The organism is Enterobacter cloacae complex sp. R_G8 (genome assembly GCF_024599795.1).
GTDB classification, from domain to species: Bacteria; Pseudomonadota; Gammaproteobacteria; order Enterobacterales; family Enterobacteriaceae; genus Enterobacter; species Enterobacter dissolvens.
This window is the reverse complement of the sequence record NZ_CP102246.1, coordinates 4,209,594-4,231,921: the sequence shown is the minus strand read 5'-3', so window position 1 is coordinate 4,231,921 and position 22,328 is coordinate 4,209,594. Positions and strand designations below refer to the sequence as shown.

Annotated in this window: 19 protein-coding genes; all 19 read left to right on the top strand. The window is 53.4% G+C overall.

What is annotated here, in order from left to right:
• Positions 1 to 175: 175 nt before the first annotated feature.
• The 19 genes from rpsB (at position 176) to NQ842_RS19940 (ending at position 22,315) form a co-directional block, all read left to right on the top strand.
• Entirely contained in the window at positions 176 to 901 is a 726-nt protein-coding gene (gene rpsB / locus NQ842_RS20030; protein WP_013095653.1) for a 30S ribosomal protein S2, read from the top strand.
• Positions 902 to 1,018: 117 nt separating this feature from the next.
• Complete coding sequence (gene tsf / locus NQ842_RS20025; protein ID WP_014830708.1) at positions 1,019 to 1,870, top strand: translation elongation factor Ts; 852 nt, start codon at positions 1,019 to 1,021, stop codon at positions 1,868 to 1,870.
• Between the two features lie 151 nt (positions 1,871 to 2,021).
• Positions 2,022 to 2,747 (top strand): UMP kinase, encoded by a 726-nt coding sequence (pyrH, locus tag NQ842_RS20020; protein ID WP_003856194.1) that lies wholly within the window; start codon positions 2,022 to 2,024, stop codon positions 2,745 to 2,747.
• Between the two features lie 167 nt (positions 2,748 to 2,914).
• Complete coding sequence (gene frr, locus NQ842_RS20015) at positions 2,915 to 3,472, top strand: ribosome recycling factor (RefSeq protein WP_008501909.1); 558 nt, start codon at positions 2,915 to 2,917, stop codon at positions 3,470 to 3,472.
• A 95-nt stretch (positions 3,473 to 3,567) separates the two neighbouring features.
• Positions 3,568 to 4,767: a 1-deoxy-D-xylulose-5-phosphate reductoisomerase gene (ispC, locus tag NQ842_RS20010; RefSeq protein ID WP_014830709.1), complete on the top strand. Its 1,200-nt coding sequence runs from the start codon at positions 3,568 to 3,570 to the stop codon at positions 4,765 to 4,767.
• 186 nt (positions 4,768 to 4,953) lie between these two features.
• On the top strand, positions 4,954 to 5,712 hold the full coding sequence (ispU, locus tag NQ842_RS20005; protein ID WP_014830710.1) for a (2E,6E)-farnesyl-diphosphate-specific ditrans,polycis-undecaprenyl-diphosphate synthase: 759 nt from the start codon (positions 4,954 to 4,956) through the stop codon (positions 5,710 to 5,712).
• A gap of 12 nt (positions 5,713 to 5,724) precedes the next feature.
• On the top strand, positions 5,725 to 6,582 hold the full coding sequence (gene cdsA, locus NQ842_RS20000; RefSeq protein WP_014830711.1) for a phosphatidate cytidylyltransferase: 858 nt from the start codon (positions 5,725 to 5,727) through the stop codon (positions 6,580 to 6,582).
• A gap of 11 nt (positions 6,583 to 6,593) precedes the next feature.
• Positions 6,594 to 7,946, top strand: coding sequence for a sigma E protease regulator RseP (gene rseP / locus NQ842_RS19995; RefSeq protein ID WP_014830712.1), 1,353 nt, complete (start codon positions 6,594 to 6,596; stop codon positions 7,944 to 7,946).
• 31 nt (positions 7,947 to 7,977) lie between these two features.
• On the top strand, positions 7,978 to 10,395 hold the full coding sequence (gene bamA / locus NQ842_RS19990) for an outer membrane protein assembly factor BamA (RefSeq protein ID WP_014830713.1): 2,418 nt from the start codon (positions 7,978 to 7,980) through the stop codon (positions 10,393 to 10,395).
• A gap of 122 nt (positions 10,396 to 10,517) precedes the next feature.
• Positions 10,518 to 11,012 carry a molecular chaperone Skp gene (gene skp, locus NQ842_RS19985; protein WP_014830714.1) on the top strand — a complete coding sequence of 165 codons (495 nt, stop codon included), beginning with the start codon at positions 10,518 to 10,520 and terminating at the stop codon, positions 11,010 to 11,012.
• Positions 11,013 to 11,015: 3 nt separating this feature from the next.
• Positions 11,016 to 12,041: a UDP-3-O-(3-hydroxymyristoyl)glucosamine N-acyltransferase gene (gene lpxD, locus NQ842_RS19980; protein ID WP_063426417.1), complete on the top strand. Its 1,026-nt coding sequence runs from the start codon at positions 11,016 to 11,018 to the stop codon at positions 12,039 to 12,041.
• A 104-nt stretch (positions 12,042 to 12,145) separates the two neighbouring features.
• The gene (fabZ, locus tag NQ842_RS19975) at positions 12,146 to 12,601 is read left to right on the top strand and encodes a 3-hydroxyacyl-ACP dehydratase FabZ (RefSeq protein WP_010426706.1); all 456 of its coding nucleotides are present in this window, start codon (positions 12,146 to 12,148) and stop codon (positions 12,599 to 12,601) included.
• 3 nt (positions 12,602 to 12,604) lie between these two features.
• Positions 12,605 to 13,393, top strand: a complete 789-nt coding sequence (gene lpxA / locus NQ842_RS19970; protein WP_013095662.1) for an acyl-ACP--UDP-N-acetylglucosamine O-acyltransferase — start codon at positions 12,605 to 12,607, stop codon at positions 13,391 to 13,393.
• Entirely contained in the window at positions 13,393 to 14,541 is a 1,149-nt protein-coding gene (lpxB, locus tag NQ842_RS19965; RefSeq protein WP_014830715.1) for a lipid-A-disaccharide synthase, read from the top strand. Before lpxA ends, lpxB begins: the two co-directional genes overlap by 1 nt.
• Positions 14,538 to 15,134 (top strand): ribonuclease HII, encoded by a 597-nt coding sequence (gene rnhB / locus NQ842_RS19960; RefSeq protein WP_047360381.1) that lies wholly within the window; start codon positions 14,538 to 14,540, stop codon positions 15,132 to 15,134. The genes lpxB and rnhB overlap by 4 nt, the downstream gene beginning before the upstream one ends.
• A 38-nt stretch (positions 15,135 to 15,172) precedes the next feature.
• Positions 15,173 to 18,655 (top strand): DNA polymerase III subunit alpha, encoded by a 3,483-nt coding sequence (gene dnaE, locus NQ842_RS19955; RefSeq protein ID WP_014830717.1) that lies wholly within the window; start codon positions 15,173 to 15,175, stop codon positions 18,653 to 18,655.
• 12 nt (positions 18,656 to 18,667) lie between these two features.
• Positions 18,668 to 19,627 (top strand): acetyl-CoA carboxylase carboxyl transferase subunit alpha, encoded by a 960-nt coding sequence (accA, locus tag NQ842_RS19950; protein ID WP_014830718.1) that lies wholly within the window; start codon positions 18,668 to 18,670, stop codon positions 19,625 to 19,627.
• A 100-nt stretch (positions 19,628 to 19,727) separates the two neighbouring features.
• Positions 19,728 to 21,860, top strand: a complete 2,133-nt coding sequence (locus NQ842_RS19945) for a lysine decarboxylase LdcC (protein ID WP_046889291.1) — start codon at positions 19,728 to 19,730, stop codon at positions 21,858 to 21,860.
• A gap of 65 nt (positions 21,861 to 21,925) precedes the next feature.
• Positions 21,926 to 22,315 carry a VOC family protein gene (locus NQ842_RS19940; RefSeq protein ID WP_046889290.1) on the top strand — a complete coding sequence of 130 codons (390 nt, stop codon included), beginning with the start codon at positions 21,926 to 21,928 and terminating at the stop codon, positions 22,313 to 22,315.
• Positions 22,316 to 22,328: the final 13 nt, after the last annotated feature.

The window sequence follows — 22,328 nt, the reverse complement described above, 5'->3', positions numbered from 1 at the left end:
ATAAAGCGCGCCGGACTTCCGATCCATCTCAGATACACAGGCTGGACGGAAGCGACAAATCTCACTTTGTGTAACAACACACACGTATCGGCACATATTCCGGGGTGCCCTTCGGGGTCGGTAATATGGGATACGTGGAGGCATAACCCCAACTTTCAATATAGAGGTTTTAAACATGGCAACTGTTTCCATGCGCGACATGCTCAAGGCTGGTGTTCACTTTGGTCACCAGACCCGTTACTGGAACCCGAAAATGAAGCCTTTCATCTTCGGCGCACGTAACAAAGTTCACATCATCAACCTTGAGAAAACGGTACCAATGTTCAACGAAGCCCTGGCTGAGCTGAACAAGATCGCTTCCCGTAAAGGTAAGATTCTGTTCGTTGGTACTAAGCGCGCTGCAAGCGAAGCTGTGAAAGATGCTGCTAACAGCTGCGACCAGTTCTTCGTGAACCATCGCTGGTTGGGCGGCATGCTGACCAACTGGAAAACTGTTCGTCAGTCCATCAAGCGCCTGAAAGATCTGGAAACCCAGTCTCAGGACGGTACTTTCGACAAGCTGACTAAGAAAGAAGCGCTGATGCGCACTCGTGAGCTGGACAAGCTGGAAAACAGCCTGGGCGGTATCAAAGATATGGGCGGCCTGCCAGACGCGCTGTTCGTAATCGATGCAGACCACGAGCACATCGCAATCAAAGAAGCTAACAACCTGGGTATCCCGGTATTCGCTATCGTTGATACCAACTCCGATCCGGACGGTGTTGACTTCGTTATCCCGGGTAACGACGACGCAATCCGTGCTGTTAGCCTGTACCTGAGCGCTGTAGCTGCTACCGTTCGTGAAGGCCGTTCCCAGGATCTGGCTTCTCAGGCGGAAGAAAGCTTCGTAGAAGCTGAATAATAAGGTTTCACCCCTTATTAGTACCGTGTATGAATAGGGGCCCATTATCGGCCCCTTTTTTCAATTTATACTGTTTGGCCGCAGGCCGGGCAGTTCACATCTCCCGAGGATTTAAGAATGGCTGAAATTACCGCATCCCTGGTAAAAGAGCTGCGCGAGCGTACTGGCGCAGGCATGATGGATTGCAAAAAAGCGCTGACTGAAGCGAACGGCGACATCGAGCTGGCAATCGAAAACATGCGTAAATCCGGTGCGATCAAAGCAGCTAAAAAAGCAGGCAACGTTGCTGCTGACGGCGTGATCATCACTAAAATCGACGGCACCTACGGCATCATTCTGGAAGTTAACTGCCAGACTGACTTCGTTGCTAAAGATGGTGGTTTCCAGGCATTTGCTAACAAAGTTCTGGACGCAGCTGTTGCTGGCAAAATCACTGACGTTGAAGTTCTGAAAGCACAGTTCGAAGAAGAACGTGTTGCGCTGGTTGCTAAAATCGGTGAGAACATCAACATCCGTCGCGTGGCTTCCCTGGAAGGCGACGTTCTGGGTTCTTACCAGCACGGTGCGCGTATCGGTGTTCTGGTTGCGGCTAAAGGCGCTGACGAAGAGCTGGTTAAACAGCTGGCAATGCACATCGCTGCAAGCAAACCAGAATTCGTTAAGCCAGAAGACGTGTCTGCTGAAGTGGTAGAGAAAGAGTACCAGGTTCAGCTGGACATCGCGATGCAGTCTGGTAAGCCAAAAGAAATCGCAGAGAAAATGGTTGAAGGCCGCATGAAGAAATTCACCGGCGAAGTTTCTCTGACTGGCCAGCCTTTCGTTATGGATCCAAGCAAGTCCGTTGCTCAGCTGCTGAAAGAGCACAACGCTGACGTCACTGGCTTCATCCGCTTCGAAGTGGGCGAAGGCATTGAGAAAGTTGAGACTGACTTCGCAGCAGAAGTTGCTGCAATGTCCAAGCAGTCTTAATGATGAAAAAGGAGCCGCCTGAGGGCGGCTTCTTTTTGTCACCCGTCAGACGAAAATCAGACAGGATCCCGTATCGCTGTGCTGGTATGCGACATACTATGTCGCCAGAATTTACCCCCATCTTAATCGTTGACAGTCTCAGGAAAGAAACATGGCTACCAATGCAAAACCCGTGTACAAACGCATTCTGCTTAAGCTGAGTGGCGAAGCGCTGCAGGGATCGGAAGGCTTCGGTATTGACGCAAGCATTCTCGACCGCATGGCACAGGAGATCAAAGAACTTGTCGAACTGGGTATTCAGGTCGGCGTGGTCATTGGCGGTGGCAACCTTTTCCGTGGTGCTGGTCTGGCGAAAGCGGGGATGAACCGCGTTGTGGGCGACCATATGGGTATGCTGGCAACCGTGATGAACGGTCTGGCAATGCGTGATGCGCTCCATCGTGCCTATGTGAATGCCCGCCTGATGTCCGCTATTCCTTTGAATGGCGTGTGCGATAACTACAGCTGGGCAGAAGCCATCAGCCTGCTGCGCAACAACCGCGTGGTGATCCTCTCCGCCGGTACGGGTAACCCGTTCTTTACGACCGATTCCGCTGCCTGCCTGCGCGGTATCGAAATCGAAGCCGATGTGGTGCTGAAAGCCACCAAAGTGGATGGCGTGTTTACCGCCGACCCGGCAAAAGATCCCTCTGCTACCATGTACGATCAGCTGTCCTACAGCGAAGTACTGGAAAAAGAGCTGAAAGTGATGGATCTTGCCGCCTTCACGCTGGCTCGCGACCACAAACTGCCGATCCGTGTCTTCAACATGAACAAGCCTGGCGCACTGCGTCGCGTGGTCATGGGTGAAAAAGAAGGCACATTGATCACGGAATAATTTCCGTCGGCGATAAATACAGGTAAGATTCCGCTTTATTTTGTAGTGGTATCTTACCCGGGCGCGCCTTTGGCGTTGTCATGAATTAAACGCGACTATACTTAGCACACCTGTAGCGCTGTGCTGGCGGATAGTCTGCCTGAGACAAGTTTTCAAGGATTCGTAACGTGATTAACGACATCAGAAAAGATGCTGAAGTACGCATGGAAAAATGCGTAGAAGCGTTCAAAACCCAAATCAGCAAGATCCGTACTGGCCGTGCTTCCCCAAGCCTGCTGGATGGCATCATCGTAGAGTACTACGGTACGCCAACCCCGCTGCGTCAGCTGGCGAGCGTTACCGTAGAAGATACCCGTACGCTGAAAATCAACGTGTTCGATCGTTCTATGGGACCGGCGGTTGAGAAAGCGATCATGGCGTCTGACCTTGGTCTGAACCCAAGCTCTGCGGGTGCTGATATCCGTGTTCCGCTGCCTCCGCTGACGGAAGAGCGTCGTAAAGACCTGATCAAAGTGGTGCGTGGTGAAGCTGAGCAGGGTCGTGTTTCCGTGCGTAACGTCCGTCGCGACGCGAACGATAAAGTGAAAGCGCTGCTGAAAGAAAAAGAGATCAGTGAAGATGACGATCGTCGTTCCCAGGACGACATTCAGAAAATGACTGACGCGGCCATCAAGAAAATTGATGCGGCGCTGGCAGATAAAGAAGCGGAACTGATGCAGTTCTGATTTCTGTCTTACACTGATAAACGCCGTTCAGAGGGACTTCGGGTCTTGCTGGCGGCGTTTTGCTTTTATCTGGTCTAACTTTTTTCGGGCATCTCATGAAGCATTTAACTCTCCTTGGCTCAACCGGATCTATCGGTTGCAGCACTCTCGACGTTGTACGCCACAACCCCGCGCTTTACACCGTGACAGCACTGGTGGCCGGGAAGAATGTGCAGCGAATGGTCGAGCAGTGTCTGGAGTTTACGCCCCGCTATGCGGTCATGGATGACGAAGAGAGCGCCCGCCAGCTGAAAGCCGTTCTGCAAGAGAAGGGCTGTCGTACCGAGGTCCTGAGCGGGCAACAGGCTGCCTGTGAGATGGCTGCGCTGGATGAGGTCGATCAGGTGATGGCCGCCATTGTTGGCGCTGCCGGGTTGCTGCCGACGCTGGCCGCCATCGATGCCGGTAAAGATGTTCTGCTGGCGAATAAAGAGTCGCTGGTGACCTGCGGACGCCTGTTTATGGAGGCGGTTAAGCAGCGCGGAGCACGACTTTTGCCGGTCGACAGCGAGCACAACGCCATTTTTCAGAGTTTACCGCAACCTTTTCAGCAGAACCTGGGGTACGCTGACCTGGAGCAGAATGGGGTTGTATCGATTTTGCTTACCGGGTCTGGTGGCCCGTTTCGTGAAACGCCACTGTCTGAACTGAGCGCAATGACGCCAGATCAGGCGTGCCGTCATCCGAACTGGTCAATGGGGCGTAAGATCTCCGTTGATTCCGCCACTATGATGAACAAAGGTCTGGAATACATTGAAGCTCGCTGGCTGTTTAACGCGTCGGCGAAACAGATGGAAGTGCTGATCCACCCGCAATCGGTGATTCACTCGATGGTGCGCTATCAGGACGGCAGCGTGCTGGCACAGCTGGGAGAGCCGGATATGCGTACGCCAATTGCACATGCAATGGCGTGGCCGGAACGGGTGAAATCTGGCGTGAAGCCACTCGATTTCTGCAAGCTGAGTTCCCTGACGTTCAGTGAACCTGACTACGATCGCTATCCGTGTCTGAAGCTTGCAATGAATGCCTTTGACCAGGGGCAGGCGGCGACGACAGCACTGAACGCAGCCAATGAAATTACCGTTGAAGCATTTCTGAATCAGCAGATCCGTTTTACCGATATCGCTATGCTGAATTTGTCGGTGCTGGAGTTGATGGATCTGCGCGAACCACAAAGCGTGGAAGAGGTGCTGGCGGTGGATGAGCAGGCTCGTATTATTGCGCGTAAACAGGTGACACGTCTCGCAAGCTGGTGATAAAGCAAGCACTAGTCGTCGTGCTATTTGTTAGCGTTGGGCTTCGGTGATATAGTCTGCGCCACCTGATCGCAGGTATTTGACTTTAAGTGGTCAGGTAAGCCGTGGTTTGACACGGCTTTTTTACGTATAGGCTTCAGTATTCCTGAGTACCGTTAAATCCTTTTCAGGGACTAAAAACGCGTTATGTTGTCTGCGAATCAACCAATAAGCGAAAACTTGCCAGCTCATGGCTGCCGTCATGTAGCAATCATCATGGATGGCAATGGCCGCTGGGCGAAAAGACAAGGGAAGATACGAGCCTTTGGGCATAAAGCTGGGGCGAAATCTGTTCGCCGCGCCGTTTCTTTTGCCGCCAATAACGGCATTGATGCGTTAACGCTCTATGCTTTTAGCAGTGAAAACTGGAATCGACCTGCGCAGGAAGTCACTGCGTTGATGGAACTGTTTGTGTGGGCGCTCGACAGCGAAGTAAAAAGCCTGCACCGCCACAACGTCCGCCTGCGCGTCATCGGCGAAACCAGTCGTTTTAACTCACGTTTGCAGGAACGGATTCGTAAAGCAGAAGCGCTGACTGAAAATAACACGGGTCTGACGCTGAATATCGCGGCGAATTACGGCGGACGCTGGGATATTATCCAGGGTGTTCGGCATCTGGCTGAACAGGTTCAGGAAGGGCTGTTGAGACCCGACCAAATTGATGAAGAAGCGCTGAGTCAGCAAATCTGCATGAATGAACTGGCACCGGTGGATTTGGTAATTAGGACAGGGGGAGAACATCGCATAAGTAACTTTTTGCTGTGGCAAATTGCCTATGCCGAACTTTACTTTACGGATGTGCTTTGGCCCGATTTTGATGAACAAGACTTTGAAGGTGCGCTGCATGCCTTTGCCAATCGAGAGCGTCGTTTCGGCGGCACCGAGCCTGGTGGCGACAAAGCCTGATGGGGGTAGCTTTTGCTGAAGTATCGCCTGATTTCCGCTTTTGTATTAATACCCATTGTCATTGCGGCGCTGTTTTTACTGCCCCCGGTGGGATTCGCTATTGTCACGCTGGTGGTGTGTATGCTCGCCGCGTGGGAATGGGGACAGTTTAGCGGCTTTACGTCGCGCAGTCAGCGGGTATGGCTGGCGGTACTCTGTGGCTTAATCCTGGCCCTGATGCTGTTTACCTTGCCTGAATATCACCATGATATTCACCAACCACTGGTTGCCGGTTCCCTGTGGGTATCGCTGGCCTGGTGGATTGCCGCGCTGGTTCTGGTGCTTTTTTATCCGGGATCCGCGTCGCTGTGGCGTAACTCAAAAGTGCTGCGCCTCATTTTTGGCCTGCTCACCATTGTGCCTTTTTTCTGGGGTATGGTTGCCCTGCGCGCCTGGCACTACGACGAAAACCACTACAGCGGTGCGCTTTGGCTGCTTTATGTGATGATTCTGGTCTGGGGGGCTGACTCTGGGGCCTATATGTTTGGTAAACTGTTTGGCAAACATAAACTGGCTCCGAAGGTGTCGCCGGGCAAAACCTGGCAAGGATTCATCGGCGGCTTGTTTACGGCAGCGATTATCTCCTGGGGCTATGGTGTCTGGGCGAATCTGGAGGTTGCACCGTCAATACTGCTGGTGTGCTCGATTTTTGCCGCGCTGGCCTCGGTACTCGGTGATTTAACCGAAAGTATGTTCAAGCGAGAAGCAGGGATTAAGGACAGCGGACATCTGATTCCAGGGCATGGCGGGATACTGGATCGCATTGACAGCCTGACAGCGGCTGTTCCCGTGTTTGCTTGTCTGCTTTTACTGGTATTCGGGACGATTTAACGGAAGGTTTTATGCTGAGCATTCTCTGGAATCTGGCGGCGTTCATTGTTGCACTGGGTGTACTGATTACCGTGCATGAATTTGGCCATTTCTGGGTTGCTCGCCGCTGCGGTGTGCGCGTAGAGCGATTCTCCATCGGTTTTGGCAAATCGCTCTGGACGCGAACCGATCGTCACGGCACCGAATTTGTCATCGCCCTTATCCCGCTTGGTGGCTACGTCAAAATGCTCGACGAACGTGTTGAGCCTGTGGCCCCTGAGCTTCGGCACAGCGCGTTCAACAACAAAACCGTTGGACAACGTGCCGCCATCATTGCTGCCGGACCGGTAGCCAATTTTATCTTCGCTATCTTCGCCTACTGGCTGGTGTTTATCATCGGCGTCCCTGGCGTGCGTCCGGTTGTGGGTGAAATCGCCCCCAATTCCATCGCGGCAAGTGCGCAAATTACACCAGGGATGGAACTTAAAGCGATTGATGGCATCGAAACCCCTGATTGGGATGCCGTGCGACTGCAGCTGGTCGCCAAAATCGGTGATGAGCAGACCACGGTCAGCGTGTCGCCGTTTGGCTCTGACCAGCGACAGAATAAAGTGCTGGATTTGCGTCACTGGAGTTTCGAACCTGACAAAGAAGATCCCGTCTCTGCGCTGGGGATTCGCCCACGTGGTGCGCAGATCGAACCGATATTAGCCGAAGTTCAGGCAAATTCGGCGGCGAGCAAAGCGGGTTTGCAAGCTGGCGACAGGATCGTTAAAGTCGATGGTCAGCCATTAACACAGTGGATGACCTTTGTTACTCTGGTGCGCGATAATCCGGGTACGTCGCTCGCGCTGGAAGTTGAAAGGCAGGGCAGTCCGCTCTCGCTGACGCTGATCCCGGATAGTAAATCGGTCGGCAAAAAGGCAGAAGGGTTTGCAGGGGTTGTGCCTAAAGTGATCCCGCTGCCAGATGAGTACAAAACAATACGCCAGTATGGGCCGTTCAGCGCCATCCTTGAAGCCACGGATAAAACATGGCAACTGATGAAGCTGACGGTAAACATGTTGGGGAAATTGATAACCGGTGATGTGAAACTGAACAACCTCAGTGGGCCAATTTCGATAGCCCAGGGGGCTGGGATGTCAGCGGAGTTCGGGGTGATTTACTATCTCATGTTTCTCGCGCTCATTAGCGTGAACCTTGGGATCATCAACCTGTTCCCGCTTCCCGTTTTAGACGGGGGTCATCTGCTGTTTTTAGCGATTGAAAAGCTAAAAGGCGGGCCGGTATCCGAGCGAGTTCAAGACTTTAGTTATCGCATTGGCTCGATTTTGCTGGTGCTGTTAATGGGGCTTGCACTTTTCAATGATTTCTCTCGGTTGTAAGAGAGTTAGTTAGGAAGAACGCATAATAACGATGGCGATGAAAAAGTTGCTCATAGCGTCGCTGCTGTTTAGCAGCGCCACCGTATACGGTGCTGACGGGTTCGTAGTGAAAGACATTCATTTCGAAGGCCTTCAGCGTGTCGCCGTTGGTGCGGCCCTCCTCAGTATGCCTGTGCGCCCCGGCGATACGGTTAATGATGATGACATCAGTAACACCATCCGTGCTCTGTTTGCCACCGGCAACTTTGAGGATGTCCGCGTCCTGCGCGATGGTGATACGCTGCTGGTTCAGGTGAAAGAACGTCCGACGATCGCCAGTATCACTTTCTCCGGTAACAAGTCGGTGAAAGATGACATGCTCAAGCAGAACCTTGAAGCATCCGGTGTTCGTGTGGGGGAGTCTCTGGACCGCACAACCCTTTCAGACATTGAAAAAGGTCTGGAAGATTTCTATTACAGCGTCGGTAAGTACAGTGCCAGCGTGAAAGCGGTAGTCACTCCGCTGCCGCGTAACCGTGTTGACCTGAAACTGGTCTTCCAGGAAGGTGTCTCTGCGAAGATCCAACAGATCAACATCGTAGGGAACCACGCGTTCACCACCGACGAACTGATCTCCACCTTCCAGCTGCGTGATGAAGTGCCGTGGTGGAACGTGGTGGGCGATCGCAAATACCAGAAACAGAAACTGGCGGGCGACCTTGAGACCCTGCGCAGCTACTATCTGGATCGTGGTTATGCCCGTTTCAACATCGACTCGACTCAGGTGAGTCTGACCCCGGATAAGAAAGGGATCTACATTACGATTAACATCACAGAAGGCGATCAGTACAAGCTTTCGGGTGTTGAAGTGAGTGGCAACCTGGCGGGGCATTCTGCTGAGATCGAATCGCTGACCAAAATTCAGCCGGGCGATCTGTACAGCGGTTCTAAAGTAACCAAAATGGAAGACGGCATTAAGAAGCTGCTCGGCCGCTATGGTTATGCCTATCCGCGTGTTCAAACTCAGCCAGAAATCAACGATGCGGATAAAACCGTTAAGCTTCACGTCAACGTTGATGCGGGCAACCGTTTCTACGTGCGTAAGATCCGCTTCGAAGGTAACGACACCTCCAAAGATTCTGTTCTGCGTCGCGAAATGCGCCAGATGGAAGGTGCATGGTTAGGTAGCGACCTCGTTGACCAGGGTAAAGAGCGTCTGAACCGTCTGGGCTATTTTGAAACTGTTGATACTGATACCCAGCGTGTGCCGGGCAGCCCGGACCAGGTTGACGTCGTTTACAAGGTGAAAGAGCGTAATACCGGTAGCTTTAACTTCGGTGTGGGCTACGGTACTGAAAGCGGCGTGAGCTTCCAGGTGGGCGTTCAGCAGGATAACTGGCTGGGTACCGGTTACTCTGTTGGCATCAACGGGACCAAAAACGACTACCAGACCTACTCTGAGTTCTCTGTTACTAACCCATACTTCACCGTCGATGGTGTGAGCCTGGGTGGTCGTATCTTCTATAACGACTTTAAAGCAGACGACGCGGATCTGTCTTCCTACACCAACAAGAGCTACGGTGTAGACGGTACGCTTGGATTCCCGGTTAACGAATACAACACCCTGCGTGCGGGCTTAGGTTACGTGCATAACGACCTGTCCAATATGCAACCGCAGGTGGCAATGTGGCGTTATCTGGACTCTATCGGCCAGTCGGCGAGCACCTCCAGCGATAACAACGGTTTTGCTGCGGATGACTTCACCTTCAACTACGGCTGGACGTATAACCGCCTTGACCGTGGTTACTTCCCTACGGAAGGTTCTCGTGTCAACCTGAATGGTAAAGTGACTATTCCAGGGTCTGATAACGAGTTCTACAAGTTAACGCTTGATACTGCCTCGTACTTCCCGATCGATGACGATCACAAGTGGGTGGTTCTGGGTCGTACCCGTTGGGGCTATGGCGATGGTTTAGGCGGCAAAGAGATGCCGTTCTATGAGAACTTCTACGCCGGTGGTTCCAGCACCGTTCGTGGCTTCCAGTCCAATAACATTGGTCCGAAAGCGGTTTATTACGGCGGTAATGACGAAGATAACTGCGCAAGCCGGGATTCAAAACAGGTTTGTAGCTCTGATGATGCGGTAGGCGGTAACGCTATGGCCGTGGCGAGCCTTGAGTTCATCACGCCGACGCCGTTTATCAGCGACAAGTACGCAAACTCTGTCCGTACCTCCTTCTTTATGGATGCCGGTACAGTGTGGGATACCAACTGGGAGAATACTGCCCAGATGCGTGCGGCAGGCGTTCCAGACTACAGCGATCCGGGCAACATTCGCATGTCTGCAGGTATCGCATTACAATGGATGTCACCGCTGGGGCCGTTGGTCTTCTCTTACGCCCAGCCGTTTAAGAAATATGATGGAGATAAGTCGGAGCAATTCCAGTTTAACATTGGTAAAACCTGGTAATTCTCCGCGGCAAAGGAATGCGTTGGCAGTGTAGCGCTGACAACCGGCGATCGGTAAAACGATCGCCTTGCCACGCAAAGAACGGTACCTTCGGGTACCAATGGGATGGTAAGGAGTTAATTGTGAAAAAGTGGTTATTAGCTGCAGGTCTCGGTTTAGCGATGGCAACTTCTGCTCAGGCAGCAGACAAAATTGCAATCGTCAACATGGGTAATTTGTTCCAGCAGGTTGCACAGAAAACAGGCGTTTCTGCGACTCTGGAAAACGAATTCAAAGGCCGTGCAAGCGAACTGCAGGGTATGGAAAACGATCTTCAGTCCAAAATGCAGCGTCTGCAGCGTGATGGTTCTACCATGAAAGCAAGCGACCGCAGCAAACTGGAAAAAGACGTAATGGCTCAGCGCCAGACGTTCTCCCAGAAAGCGCAGGCTTTTGAGCAGGATCGTCAGCGTCGTTCTAACGAAGAGCGTGGCAAGCTGGTGACTCGCATTCAGACTGCTGTTAAAGCAGTTGCTGCCGATCAGAACATCGATCTGGTTGTCGATGCGAACGCCGTTGCTTTCAACAGCAGCGATGTTAAAGACATCACCGCTGATGTTCTGAAACAGGTTAAATAAGTAATGCCTTCAATTCGACTGGCTGATTTAGCTCAGCAGTTGGATGCAGAATTACACGGTGATGGCGATATCGTCATCACCGCTGTTGCGTCCATGCAATCTGCTAAAGCTGGCAATATCACCTTCATGGTAAGCGCTAAGTACCGTGAACATCTGGCTCAATGCCAGGCGTCGGCTGTTGTTCTGACGCAGGACGATCTTCCGTTTGCCACTGGTGCGGCACTGGTAGTGAAAAATCCCTACCTGACCTATGCCCGCATGGCACAAATTCTTGATACCACGCCGCAGCCGGCGCAAAATATTGCTGCCAGTGCAGCAATCGATCCGACGGCTCAGCTGGGTAACAACGTAGCAGTCGGCGCAAATGCCGTTATTGAGTCTGGCGTCGTGCTGGGCGATAACGTCGTTATCGGCCCGGGCTGCTTCGTTGGGAAAAACACAAAAATCGGCGCCGGGACCCGTTTGTGGGCCAATGTGTCCGTCTACCATGAAGTGGAAATCGGCGAAAATTGCCTCGTTCAGTCCAGCACTGTGATTGGTTCTGACGGTTTTGGCTACGCTAACGATCGTGGTAATTGGGTTAAGATCCCGCAACTTGGTCGCGTTATCATTGGCGATCGCGTTGAGATCGGTGCCTGCACCACCATTGACCGTGGTGCGCTTGACGACACCATTATCGGCAACGGTGTTATTATCGATAATCAGTGCCAGATTGCGCATAACGTTGTGATTGGCGACAATACCGCGGTTGCAGGTGGCGTCATCATGGCAGGCAGCCTGAAAATTGGCCGTTACTGCATGATCGGCGGTGCCAGTGTGATCAATGGTCATATGGAAATATGCGACAAGGTTACAGTGACGGGAATGGGCATGGTGATGCGTCCTATCACTGAGCCGGGCGTCTATTCCTCAGGCATCCCGCTGCAACCTAACAAGGTATGGCGTAAAACAGCAGCTCTGGTGATGAATATTGATGATATGAGCAAGCGACTCAAGTCCCTTGAGCGCAAGATCGATCAACAAGACTAAGCGTTCATCTTTTTAACGCTTAATTTCCCGGCCTGTCGGCTTTCTTTTAAACCGGCAGGCCGTGTTATTATTGCTAATCAGTACATTTTGACAGGAAGAGTATTTTGACTACCGACACTCATACTCTGCATATTGAAGAGATTTTAGAACTTCTGCCGCACCGCTACCCGTTTTTGCTGGTAGACCGTGTGCTGGATTTTGAAGAAGGTCGTTTTCTGCGCGCAGTGAAAAATGTCTCCGTTAACGAGCCATTCTTCCAGGGACACTTCCCTGGTAAACCCATCTTCCCGGGTGTGTTGATCCTGGAAGCGATGGCACAAGCTACCGGTATTCTTGCGTTTAAAAGCGTAGGCAAACTGGAGCCGGGTGAACTGTACTACTTCGCGGGTATCGATGAAGCGCGCTTCAAGCGTCCTGTCGTGCCTGGTGATCAGATGATCATGGAAGTCACTTTTGAAAAAACGCGTCGTGGCCTGACTCGCTTCAAAGGCGTAGCGCTGGTTGACGGCAAAGTTGTTTGCGAAGCGACGATGATGTGTGCTCGTAGCCGGGAGTCCTGATACGTGATTGATAAATCTGCCTTTATTCATCCTACCGCTATTGTGGAAACCGGTGCCATCATTGGTGCTAATGTCCACATTGGCCCGTTCTGTATTGTTGGTCCCCATGTCGAAATTGGTGAGGGTACAGTACTGAAATCTCACGTTGTCGTGAATGGTCATACGACCATTGGCAGCAATAATGAGATCTATCAGTTCGCCTCCATCGGCGAAGTTAACCAGGATTTAAAATATGCTGGTGAGTCGACCCGTCTGGAAATTGGCGATCGTAACCGTATCCGCGAAAGCGTCACTATTCATCGTGGAACAGTACAGGGTGGTGGGTTGACGAAGGTGGGCAGCGATAACCTGTTTATGGTTAATGCGCACATCGCGCACGACTGTACAGTAGGTGACCGCTGTATTCTTGCCAACAACGCAACGCTGGCAGGACACGTATCGGTTGATGACTTCGCAATTATTGGCGGTATGACCGCAGTCCATCAGTTCTGCATCATTGGTGCACACGTGATGGTCGGCGGATGCTCCGGTGTGGCGCAGGACGTCCCACCGTATGTAATTGCGCAGGGCAACCATGCCACGCCATTTGGCGTGAACATCGAAGGCCTCAAGCGTCGTGGCTTTAGTCGTGAAGCGATTACTGCTATCCGCAACGCGTATAAATTATTGTACCGTAGCGGCAAAACGCTGGAAGAGGCGAAGCCGGAAATTGCCGAGCTGGCGGAAAAGCACCCTGAAGTGAACGCGTTCATGGAATTCTTTGACCGTTCCACAAGGGGTCTGATTCGTTAATGGTCGACAGTCGTCCGCTTACGATAGCCCTGGTCGCCGGAGAAACCTCCGGCGATATTCTTGGTGCCGGTCTTATCCGCGCGCTTAAGGCTCGTGTACCTGATGCTCGCTTTGTTGGCGTTGCAGGCCCGCTAATGCAGGCTGAAGGCTGCGAAGCCTGGTACGAAATGGAAGAGCTGGCCGTGATGGGCATCGTTGAGGTGCTGGGGCGGCTGCGTCGTCTGCTGCATATCCGCGCCGATCTTACCCGCCGCTTCACCGAGCTTAAACCCGATGTCTTTGTCGGTATTGATGCACCTGACTTCAACATTACCCTCGAAGGGAATCTGAAAAAGCAGGGCATTAAAACCATTCATTACGTCAGTCCGTCCGTTTGGGCGTGGCGACAGAAACGCGTTTTCAAAATCGGACGGTCAACCCATCTGGTGCTGGCTTTCCTGCCTTTCGAAAAAGCGTTTTACGACAAATTTAATGTTCCGTGCCGTTTTATCGGGCATACCATGGCGGATGCGATGCCGTTAGATCCGGATAAAAACGCAGCGCGAGACGTGCTGGGGATCCCCCATGATGCGCACTGTCTGGCATTGCTGCCGGGCAGCCGTGGCGCAGAAGTGGAGATGCTGAGCGCGGACTTCCTGAAAACCGCGCAAATTCTGCGTAATACGTATCCCGATCTCGAAGTGGTTGTGCCACTGGTGAATGCCAAACGCCGCGAGCAGTTTGAGCGCATTAAAGCCGAGGTAGCGCCGGATCTTCACATCCATCTGCTGGATGGAAAAGGCCGTGAGGCGATGGTCGCGAGCGATGCCGCGTTGCTGGCGTCCGGCACGGCTGCCCTGGAGTGCATGCTGGCGAAATGTCCGATGGTGGTGGGCTATCGCATGAAGCCGTTCACCTTCTGGCTGGCCAAACGCCTGGTGAAGACGGAGTACGTCTCGCTGCCAAACCTGCTTGCCGGGCGTGAGCTGGTGAAAGAACTTCTGCAGGACGAGTGTCAGCCTCAGGCGCTGGCCGATGCGCTGTTACCGCTGCTTGCCAACGGCAAGACCAGCCACCAGATGCATGATACGTTCCGCGAACTGCATCAGCAGATCCGCTGTAATGCCGATGAGCAAGCGGCTGATGCGGTGCTGGAGTTAGCAAGATGATGGAATTTATTTATCCTCACACCCACCTTGTGGCGGGTGTGGATGAAGTGGGGCGCGGTCCGTTAGTGGGCGCTGTCGTGACCGCGGCGGTGATCCTCGATCCTGCCCGTCCGATTATCGGGTTGAACGACTCCAAAAAGCTGTCTGAGAAGCGCCGACTGGCGTTATTCGATGAGATTCAGGACAAGGCACTGGCCTGGAGCCTTGGGCGTGCCGAGCCGCATGAAATCGACGAGTTGAACATCCTGCATGCCACCATGCTGGCGATGCAGCGTGCGGTGGCGGGGCTGAAAATTGCCCCGGAGTATGTTCTTATTGACGGTAACCGTTGCCCTGCATTACCCGTGCCTTCCATGGCGGTAGTGAAAGGGGATAGCCGGGTCGCGGAAATCAGTGCGGCTTCTATTATTGCCAAAGTGACCCGCGACGCTGAAATGGCCGCGCTGGATCTCACTTACCCTCAGTATGGCTTCGCTCAGCATAAGGGGTATCCAACAGCATTCCATCTGGAAAAGCTGGCTGAACATGGCGCAACCGAGCATCACCGGCGCAGTTTTGGCCCGGTGAAACGCGCGCTGGGACTGGTGTCCTGAATCAATACGCAAGCAATTAAGTAACGCGGAATCTGAAGATGGCTGAACCACGTTTCGTACACCTGCGGGTGCATAGCGACTACTCCATGATCGATGGGCTGGCGAAAACCGGGCCGCTGGTAAAAAAGGCGGCCTCACTGGGCATGCCTGCGCTGGCGATCACCGATTTTACCAACTTGTGTGGTCTGGTGAAGTTCTATGGAACGGCGCACGGGGCGGGGATGAAACCCATCGTCGGTGCTGATTTTCATGTGCAGAGCGAACTGCTCGGCGACGAAATGACGCAAATTTCCGTGTTAGCGATGAATAACACGGGCTATCAGAATCTCACCCTGCTTATCTCCAAAGCCTACCAGCGCGGTTACGGCGCCCTGGGGCCATGGATTGACAGAGACTGGCTGGCGGAGCTGAACGAAGGGTTATTGCTGATCTCCGGCGGCCGCATGGGTGATGTAGGCAAATGCTTGCTGCGCGGCAATAGCGCGCTGGTGGATCAGTGCGTGTCTTTCTACGAAGAATACTTCCCGGATCGTTACTATCTGGAGCTGATCCGCACTGGTCGTCCGGATGAAGAGAGCTATCTGCATGCTGCTGTGGCGCTTGCGGAAGCGCGCGGGCTGCCCGTGGTGGCAACCAACGATGTACGCTTCCTTGAAGCCGGGGATTTTGACGCTCATGAGATTCGCGTGGCGATCCATGATGGCTTCACTCTCGACGATCCGAAGCGCCCGCGCAATTATTCTGCTCAGCAGTACATGCGTAGCGAAGAGGAGATGTGCGAACTCTTCTCTGATATTCCTGAAGCGCTGGAAAACAGCGTCGAAATCGCCAAGCGCTGCAACGTCACTGTGCGTCTTGGTGAGTACTTCCTGCCGCAGTTCCCGACGGGGGAAATGACCACAGAAGACTTCCTGGTCATGAAATCGAAAGAAGGTCTGGAAGAGCGTCTGGAATTCCTTTTCCCGGATGAAGAAGAGCGTAAAAAGCGTCGTCCGGAGTATGACGAGCGCCTGGATATTGAACTTCAGGTTATTAACCAGATGGGCTTCCCGGGCTACTTCCTGATCGTCATGGAGTTTATCCAGTGGTCGAAGGATAACGGCGTGCCGGTTGGTCCGGGACGTGGTTCGGGTGCAGGGTCACTGGTGGCCTATGCGCTTAAGATTACAGACCTCGATCCTCTGGAGTTTGACCTGCTGTTCGAACGTTTCCTTAACCCGGAACGTGTCTCCATGCCCGACTTTGACGTCGACTTCTGTATGGAAAAACGTGACCAGGTGATTGAGCACGTGGCGGATATGTATGGCCGTGACGCGGTATCGCAGATTATTACCTTCGGTACGATGGCGGCAAAAGCGGTTATCCGCGACGTGGGCCGCGTGCTGGGGCATCCGTACGGTTTTGTAGACCGCATCTCTAAGCTGGTGCCGCCCGATCCGGGGATGACGTTGGCAAAAGCATTTGAAGCTGAGCCGCAGCTGCCGGAAATCTACGAAGCTGATGAAGAAGTCAAAGCGCTGATCGACATGGCGCGTAAGCTGGAAGGCGTCACGCGTAATGCCGGTAAGCATGCGGGTGGCGTGGTTATCGCCCCGACCAAAATTACCGATTTCGCGCCGCTGTACTGCGATGAAGCCGGTCAGCACCCGGTTACCCAGTTTGATAAGAACGACGTGGAATACGCCGGGCTGGTGAAGTTCGACTTCCTCGGTTTGCGTACGCTCACCATCATCAACTGGGCGCTGGAGATGATCAACGCCCGCCGCGAGAAGAATGGCGAGCCGCCGCTGGATATCGCGGCCATCCCACTGGATGACAAGAAAAGTTTCGACATGCTGCAGCGCTCGGAGACCACCGCGGTCTTCCAGCTTGAATCCCGCGGCATGAAAGATCTGATCAAGCGTCTGCAGCCAGACTGCTTCGAAGATATGATCGCACTGGTGGCGCTGTTCCGTCCGGGACCGCTGCAGTCGGGGATGGTAGATAACTTTATCGACCGTAAGCATGGTCGGGAAGAGATTTCCTACCCGGACGTTCAGTGGCAGCACGAAAGCCTGAAGCCGGTACTTGAGCCAACCTACGGCATCATCCTGTACCAGGAACAGGTTATGCAGATTGCCCAGGTGCTTTCCGGCTATACGCTCGGCGGCGCGGATATGCTGCGTCGTGCAATGGGTAAGAAAAAGCCGGAAGAGATGGCCAAGCAGCGCTCTATTTTTGAAGATGGCGCGAAGAAAAACGGCGTTGACGGCGAGCTGGCCATGAAAATCTTTGACCTGGTGGAGAAATTCGCCGGGTATGGATTTAACAAATCGCACTCTGCCGCCTATGCTTTGGTGTCGTATCAAACCCTGTGGCTGAAGGCGCACTATCCGGCTGAATTTATGGCGGCGGTAATGACCGCCGATATGGATAACACCGAGAAGGTGGTTGGCCTGGTGGATGAGTGCTGGCGCATGGGGCTGAAGATCCTGCCGCCGGATATTAACTCGGGTCTTTACCATTTCCACGTTAACGACGACGGGGAGATCGTGTACGGGATCGGCGCGATCAAAGGCGTAGGTGAAGGGCCGATTGAGGCAATCATCGAAGCGCGTAATAACGGTGGTTATTTCCGTGAGCTGTTTGATCTGTGTGCCCGTACCGATACCAAAAAACTGAATCGCCGCGTGCTGGAAAAACTGATCATGTCCGGTGCGTTCGACAGGCTGGGGCCGCACCGCGCCGCGCTGATGAACTCGCTTGGCGACGCGCTGAAAGCGGCGGATCAGCACGCAAAAGCGGAAGCCATTGGCCAGGCGGACATGTTCGGCGTGCTGGCGGAAGAGCCAGAGCAGATCGAGCAGTCTTACGCCAGCTGTCTGCCGTGGCCAGAACAGGTGGTGCTGGATGGTGAGCGTGAAACGTTAGGCTTGTACCTGACGGGGCACCCGATCAACCAGTACATCAAAGAAATTGAGCGCTATGTCGGAGGCTACAGGCTGAAAGACATGCATCCGACAGAACGTGGTAAAATCACCACGGCTGCGGGGCTCGTGATTGCTGCAAGGGTTATGGTCACCAAGCGCGGCAATCGTATCGGCATCTGTACCCTGGATGACCGTTCCGGGCGTCTGGAGGTGATGTTATTCACCGACGCGCTGGATAAATACCAGCAATTGCTGGAAAAAGACCGCATACTTATCGTCAGCGGACAGGTCAGCTTTGATGACTTCAGCGGGGGGCTTAAAATGACCGCCCGCGAAGTGATGGACATTGACGAAGCCCGGGAAAAATATGCTCGCGGGCTTGCTATCTCGCTGACGGACAGGCAAATTGATGACCAGCTTTTAAACCGACTCCGTCAGTCTCTGGAACCCCACCGCTCGGGGACAATTCCAGTACATCTCTACTATCAGAGGGCGGATGCACGTGCGCGGTTGCGCTTTGGTGCAACGTGGCGTGTCTCTCCGAGCGATCGTTTACTGAACGATCTCCGTGGCCTCATTGGTTCGGAGCAGGTGGAACTGGAGTTTGACTAATACAGGAATACTATGAGTCTGAATTTCCTTGATTTCGAACAGCCGATTGCTGAGCTGGAAGCGAAAATCGATTCTCTGACAGCGGTAAGCCGTCAGGATGAAAAACTGGATATTAACATCGACGAAGAAGTGCATCGTCTGCGTGAGAAAAGCGTAGAACTGACGCGCAAAATCTTTGCCGATCTCGGCGCATGGCAGATCGCCCAGTTGGCGCGTCACCCACAGCGTCCGTACACCCTGGATTATGTCCGCCTGGCGTTTGACGAATTTGACGAACTGGCAGGCGACCGCGCTTACGCTGACGATAAAGCTATCGTTGGCGGTATCGCTCGTCTGGATGGACGTCCGGTGATGATCATTGGCCATCAGAAAGGTCGTGAAACCAAAGAGAAGATCCGTCGTAACTTTGGTATGCCGGCACCAGAAGGCTACCGTAAAGCCCTGCGTCTGATGGAGATGGCTGAGCGTTTCAACATGCCCATCATCACCTTTATTGACACCCCGGGTGCTTACCCTGGCGTGGGTGCGGAAGAGCGCGGTCAGTCTGAAGCCATCGCACGTAACCTGCGTGAGATGTCTCGCCTGAAGGTGCCTGTCATCTGTACCGTCATCGGTGAAGGTGGTTCCGGTGGTGCACTGGCGATTGGTGTGGGTGATAAAGTGAATATGCTGCAGTACAGCACCTATTCCGTTATCTCTCCGGAAGGGTGTGCCTCTATTCTGTGGAAGAGCGCCGACAAAGCGCCTCTGGCTGCAGAAGCGATGGGTATCATTGCCCCACGCCTGAAAGAGCTGAAGCTGATCGATACCGTCATCCCTGAGCCTCTGGGTGGTGCGCATCGTAAGCCGGAAGTGATGGCCGCTTCACTGAAAGCGCAGTTGCTGGCCGATCTGGCCGACCTGGATGTGCTGAGCAAAGATGATCTGCTCAACCGCCGTTACCAGCGTCTGATGACCTACGGTTACGCGTAAGTTACACAATTATCTGAAAAGCCGCACACTGTTGCGGCTTTTTTTATACCTGCGGTTTACCCTGGCTATGCTTAGCTAATGTTTTTTAAGGAGGAAGCCCGTGAATATTATTGCCATTATGGGGCCACACGGCGTCTTTTATAAAGATGAGCCCATCAAGGAGCTGGAGCAGGCCCTGCAGTCACGCGGCTACCAGTTGATCTGGCCGCACAACAGCGCTGACTTGCTGAAGTTCATTGAGCATAACCCGCGTATCTGTGGCGTGATCTTCGACTGGGATGAATACGACCTGGAGCTGTGCAGCGATATCAATAAGCTGAATGAATATCTCCCGCTGTATGCGTTTATCAATACCCACTCGACCATGGATGTCAGTGCCCAGGATATGCGTATGGCACTGTGGTTTTTCGAATACTCCCTCGGCGTGGCTGAAGATATTGCGACCCGCATTCAGCAATATACCGGCGAGTATCTGGATAACATCACGCCGCCATTTACCCGGGCGCTGTTTACCTATGTGAAGGAAGGGAAGTACACCTTTTGCACGCCGGGCCATATGGCGGGAACGGCCTATCAAAAAAGTCCGGTAGGCTGTCTGTTCTATGATTTCTTTGGCGGCAACACGCTGAAAGCCGACGTATCGATTTCGGTTACCGAGCTTGGTTCGTTGCTGGATCATACCGGCCCGCATCTGGAAGCCGAAGAGTACATCGCCCGTACCTTCGGTGCCGAGCAGAGTTACATGGTGACCAACGGCACCTCGACGTCAAACAAAATCGTCGGCATGTATGCCGCCCCAGCCGGGAGTACGTTACTCATTGACCGGAACTGCCATAAGTCGCTGGCCCATCTGCTGATGATGAGCGATGTCGTGCCGCTCTGGCTGTCGCCCACGCGTAACGCGCTTGGGATCCTGGGGGGAATTCCGCGCCGTGAATTCACTCACGCAGCCATCGAAAATAAGGTCGCGGCGATCCCGGGGGCAAGCTGGCCGATCCACGCGGTGATCACCAACTCCACCTATGACGGGCTGCTGTACAACACCAACTGGATCAAACAGACGCTGGATGTCCCCTCGATCCATTTTGATTCCGCGTGGGTTCCCTATACCAATTTCCACCCCATCTATGCCGGAAAAAGCGGGATGAGCGGTGAACGCGTGCCGGGCAAGGTGTTTTTCGAAACGCAATCGACGCACAAAATGCTGGCTGCGTTTTCCCAGGCCTCGCTTATTCATATCAAAGGTGAATACGACGAAGAGACGTTTAACGAAGCCTTTATGATGCACACCACCACCTCACCGAGTTATCCGCTGGTGGCCTCTATTGAAACAGCAGCGGCGATGTTGCGCGGCAATCCGGGCAAGCGTCTCATCAATCGTTCTGTTGAGCGCGCGCTGCATTTCCGCAAAGAAGTCCAGCGGTTAAAAGATGAAGCTGACGGATGGTTCTTTGATATCTGGCAGCCGGATGAGATTGACGAGGCCGAATGCTGGCCGGTCGCGCCGGGTGAAGAGTGGCATGGCTTCCGTGATGCCGATACCGACCATATGTTCCTCGACCCGGTAAAAGTGACGATCCTGACGCCGGGCATGGATGAACAGGGCAACATGAGCGATGAAGGCATTCCCGCCGCGCTGGTGGCGAAATTCCTTGATGAGCGCGGCGTGGTGGTGGAGAAGACCGGACCGTATAACCTGCTGTTCCTGTTCAGCATTGGGATTGATAAAACCCGCGCGATGGGTCTGCTGCGCGGTCTGATGGAGTTTAAGCGTGCGTACGATCTCAACCTGCGGGTGAAGAATATGCTGCCGGATCTCTACGCCGAAGATCCTGACTTTTATCGCAATATGCGTATACAGGATCTGGCCCAGGGGATCCACAAGCTGATCCGCCAGCACGATCTGCCGCGCCTGATGCTGCAGGCGTTTGACGTCTTGCCTGAGATGAAACTGACCCCGCACAACGCCTGGCAGCGCCAGGTGAAAGGGGAGGTGGAAACCGTTGAGCTGGAAAATCTGGTTGGACGCGTATCGGCCAACATGATCCTGCCCTATCCGCCGGGCGTTCCGCTGTTGATGCCAGGGGAGATGATCACCGAAGAGAGTCGGGCGGTGCTCGATTTCCTGCTGATGCTCTGCTCTGTCGGGCGCCACTATCCGGGCTTCGAGACGGATATCCACGGTGCGAAACGTGATGAGCATGGGGTTTACTGGGTGCGAGTCCTAAAATAAAGGTAGCCGCTTGCAAGGTGCGGGTTTTCGGTTGTAACGTTCAGGGATCATAAAAAGGAGAAGCTATGCTGGGTTTAAAACAGGTTCACCATATTGCGATCATTGCCACCGATTACGCGAAAAGTAAGGCTTTCTACTGCGACATTCTGGGCTTTACGCTGTTAAGCGAAGCGTATCGCGTGGAGCGCGACTCCTGGAAAGGCGATTTAGCGTTAAACGGACAATATGTGATTGAACTGTTCTCTTTTCCTTTTCCGCCTGCGCGTCCATCCCGTCCGGAAGCCTGCGGCCTGCGCCATCTGGCTTTTAGCGTGGATAATCTTGATCGTGCGGTAAAACACCTGGAAGAGCATGGCGTGAAGTGCGAAGCGATTCGTGTCGATCCGTTTACCGATAAGCGGTTTACTTTTTTCAACGATCCGGACGGCCTTCCGCTGGAGCTTTACCAGCAGTAAGCGCCATCCTGTG

Coding starts and splice junctions, on each gene's coding strand:
- rpsB (WP_013095653.1), top strand. CDS start 176: ATGGCAACTGTTTCCATGCGCGACATGCTCAAGGCTGGTGTTCACTTT.
- tsf (WP_014830708.1), top strand. CDS start 1,019: ATGGCTGAAATTACCGCATCCCTGGTAAAAGAGCTGCGCGAGCGTACT.
- pyrH (WP_003856194.1), top strand. CDS start 2,022: ATGGCTACCAATGCAAAACCCGTGTACAAACGCATTCTGCTTAAGCTG.
- ispC (WP_014830709.1), top strand. CDS start 3,568: ATGAAGCATTTAACTCTCCTTGGCTCAACCGGATCTATCGGTTGCAGC.
- ispU (WP_014830710.1), top strand. CDS start 4,954: ATGTTGTCTGCGAATCAACCAATAAGCGAAAACTTGCCAGCTCATGGC.
- rseP (WP_014830712.1), top strand. CDS start 6,594: ATGCTGAGCATTCTCTGGAATCTGGCGGCGTTCATTGTTGCACTGGGT.
- bamA (WP_014830713.1), top strand. CDS start 7,978: ATGGCGATGAAAAAGTTGCTCATAGCGTCGCTGCTGTTTAGCAGCGCC.
- lpxD (WP_063426417.1), top strand. CDS start 11,016: ATGCCTTCAATTCGACTGGCTGATTTAGCTCAGCAGTTGGATGCAGAA.
- lpxB (WP_014830715.1), top strand. CDS start 13,393: ATGGTCGACAGTCGTCCGCTTACGATAGCCCTGGTCGCCGGAGAAACC.
- rnhB (WP_047360381.1), top strand. CDS start 14,538: ATGATGGAATTTATTTATCCTCACACCCACCTTGTGGCGGGTGTGGAT.
- dnaE (WP_014830717.1), top strand. CDS start 15,173: ATGGCTGAACCACGTTTCGTACACCTGCGGGTGCATAGCGACTACTCC.
- accA (WP_014830718.1), top strand. CDS start 18,668: ATGAGTCTGAATTTCCTTGATTTCGAACAGCCGATTGCTGAGCTGGAA.
- NQ842_RS19940 (WP_046889290.1), top strand. CDS start 21,926: ATGCTGGGTTTAAAACAGGTTCACCATATTGCGATCATTGCCACCGAT.